2 protein-coding genes and 1 tRNA gene are annotated in these 2988 nt (G+C 62.0%); 2 read left to right on the forward strand and 1 reads right to left on the reverse strand.

What is annotated here, in order from left to right; genetic code table 11:
• Nucleotides 1-174 precede the first annotated feature (174 nt).
• Nucleotides 175-759, forward strand: coding sequence for a TetR/AcrR family transcriptional regulator (locus AAAV21_RS10050; RefSeq protein ID WP_099432361.1), 585 nt, complete (start codon nucleotides 175-177; stop codon nucleotides 757-759).
• Nucleotides 760-762: 3 nt separating this feature from the next.
• Here the strand turns inward: AAAV21_RS10050 and AAAV21_RS10055 are convergent.
• A tRNA-Ser gene (locus AAAV21_RS10055) sits at nucleotides 763-852 on the reverse strand.
• A 51-nt stretch (nucleotides 853-903) separates the two neighbouring features.
• On the opposite strand from AAAV21_RS10055, the gene tadA reads away from it, so the two are divergent.
• On the forward strand, nucleotides 904-2685 hold the full coding sequence (gene tadA, locus AAAV21_RS10060) for a tRNA adenosine(34) deaminase TadA (protein WP_349109390.1): 1782 nt from the start codon (nucleotides 904-906) through the stop codon (nucleotides 2683-2685).
• The last annotated feature ends 303 nt before the right edge of the window (nucleotides 2686-2988 follow it).

Raw genomic sequence — 2988 nt, forward strand, 5'->3', positions numbered from 1 at the left:
GGGCCGCGGGAGCGTTCGGCTAGGTGCGGGAACGGCCTATTTGCTCAATGTGTTCGGCTGAGATCGGAAATCAACCTCGGCGGGGTCGGCACCGGGGTAAAACGCGCGAGGTACAGGTGTAAGATATGCGACAGATTGACGAGTGTTGTCTTTGCCCTGAGGATGGCGATACCAGTGGACCTTCGCATTAAGAAAACCTACCGTGCCCTGTTCGATGCTTTCACCGAGCTTCTCGAGGAGCATCGTTTTGAGGACCTGACGGTTGCCATGCTGTGCGACCGCGCCATGATTCGCCGCACGACGTTCTACAAGCACTTTCGCGACAAGAACGATTACTTTGCCTTTTATATCGATGAGCTCATGTCCGGCTTGCCGCAAAAACAGCCCGATGAGGCCGGCACAGTGTCTGCCGAGGACGTGCGCGCGCTCCGGCACGCGATTTTGGACGATGCCATGGACCTGATTCTGGCCCATGAGCAGCTCATGGACAACATTTTGGCGAGCAGCATGTCGGGAATGCTGACCAACGTTATTTGCGACCGCATTGCCCGCTCCATCCGCGAGCGTGTGATGAACGTGCTTGCCGAGGATGCCCTGGCCCCCGTGTCACTCGAGACGACGTCTGAGTTTGTCGCCGGCGGTATTATTCGACTTTTCACGATATGGTGGGAATCGGGCCACGATCTTGAGCGTCGACCCGAGATGGCCGACGTGGTCGATGCGCTGTTCGAGCGGACCATGACACCGGTGCATCACTAAAAGTGGCGGAGAGAGGGGGATTCGAACCCCCGGAACGCTCTCGCGCTCAACGGTTTTCAAGACCGCCGCATTCAACCGCTCTGCCATCTCTCCGTGAGTCGTAATGATAGCATCGTTTTGAATTTGCAACAGGGAAGGCGAACGATGACGATCACCGAAATCGACGAGAAGTTCATGCGCGAGGCGTTGGCGGAGGCGCGAGCCGCCGCGGCGGTGGGCGAGGTGCCCATCGGAGCCGTAGTGGTGCGCGACGGCGAGATCGTCGCGAGGGCGCATAATCGTCGCGAGCTCGACCAGGACCCTTCGGCGCATGCAGAGTTCGCGGCCCTGTGCGCCGCTGCCCAGGCGCTTGGCCGCTGGCGCCTTTCCGACTGTACGGTCTACGTGACGCTCGAACCCTGCTGCATGTGCGCGGGGCTTATGGTCAACGCGCGCGTGGGGCGCTGCGTGTATGGCGCGAGCGACGCCAAGGCGGGTGCGTTGGGATCCCTATACGATTTGAATGCCGACTCGCGCCTGAATCATCGGTTTAATGTGACCGCCGGCGTGCTGGCAGACGAGTGTCGTGAGGTGTTGAGCGGCTATTTTAGTGGGCTGCGTGACACCGATGGTGCTGTCTGCGGTTGTGGGGCCGATCTTGAGGCACATGCCGCTCATGCCGAGGCGCTCGCGTGTGCCGAAGAAATCGCCGTTGAGGTGGTCGATTTTGGTGCCGCGTGCCGCCGGCCCCGCCGTGTGCTGTTGGCGATCGACTCCTTTAAGGGTAGCGTTTCGAGCGCGCAGGCAGAGGAGGTCGTTGCCGAAGGCGTGCGCCGCGTTTGGCCCGATGCCGAGGTGTGCACATTGCTGCTGGCAGACGGCGGCGAGGGAACGCTCGACGCCATTGCCGCGTGCGGCGGTGAGGTTGTGACCTGCGAGGTAGCAGGTCCCTTGGGCAAGAGCGCGTCTGCCCGGATGCTAGTTGATGTCGAGCGCGAGTCCGCGGTCATCGAGATGGCCGAGGCGGCTGGCATTGGGTATTCGCCTTGCACGGAGTCGTCGGCGCTGGCTGCTACAACCTATGGCGTGGGCGAGCTCATGCTTCGCGCGGTTCGCAAGGGCGCAAAGACACTCTATATTGGTTTGGGCGGCAGTGCCACCAACGACGGTGGCGCCGGCATGCTGCAGGCGCTGGGCGCGCGTGTGGTCGATGATCGGGGCTGCGATATCGCCCCCGGTCTTGCAGGCCTTGAGCAGGTGGCGAGCGTTGATTTGGCGCCAGCGCTTCAGGCTTTGGATGACGCTCGTATCGTTGTGCTTTCGGATGTCGAGAATCCGCTCGTGGGGCGTCGGGGCGCATTGGCGGTGTTTGGTGGGCAGAAAGGCTTGCCGACGGGTGACGCCGAGGCGCTGAGCAGGTGCGACAGTCGGATGGTCGGCTACGGTCGTCTGCTCGATACGGCAATTGTCGAGGCTCGGGCCCAGGGGCTGCTGCGCGTGCCCGAGGGTGCACGGACGTTCGGCTCGGTGCTCGGCGTGCCCGGTGCCGGTGCCGCCGGCGGCCTGGGCGCCGCGCTGCTGGCGCTCGGTGCCGAGTTGCGTTCGGGCGTGGAGACAGTGCTCGATCTCGTGGGGTTTGACGAGCGTGTACGCGATGTCGACCTGGTCATAACGGGCGAGGGCAATATGGACGAGCAATCCGCCGCCGGCAAGGCGCCGGTGGGCGTGGCCCGCCGTGCCAAGCGATATGGCAAGCCGGTTGTTGCCGTCGTGGGCGGTCGTGCCGACAACCTGGATGCGGTGTACGAGCAGGGCATCGACCTTGTCCTGCCGATCTGTCGCAAGCCCGTGGACCTGGAGCGGGCACTCGATCCGCAAGAAGCCACAGCCAACCTTATCTGCGCCGGCGAGTCAGCCGCACAAGCCTATGACCTCGCTCGCCTCTAAGGCCTATCTCCCTATAAGTTGCGGTGGAATACGGAGTGTTTTTGCCTTTAAGGGGCCAATTCAGTCCGTATTCCACCGCAACTTCGAGAATGGCCATTCGAGGTTGGCTGCCTTGGGTCTTGGGTCGGACCGTTTGCCACGAAATGCGGCCATCTACTACGTTAAACCGGCCACCTTCGACCATCCCGGAATTTGCAAAAACAAAACCGCAGGTAGAAAGCTTGCCGATTTTCGAAAAAGTCGGCTATGGTCGACCCCTGTGACCAAAACGTAGTAGATAGGCCCTTTTCGTGGCACAGCACC

The sequence above is a fragment of the Collinsella sp. CLA-AA-H302 genome, from assembly GCF_040093305.1.
Lineage (GTDB): Bacteria > Actinomycetota > Coriobacteriia > Coriobacteriales > Coriobacteriaceae > Collinsella.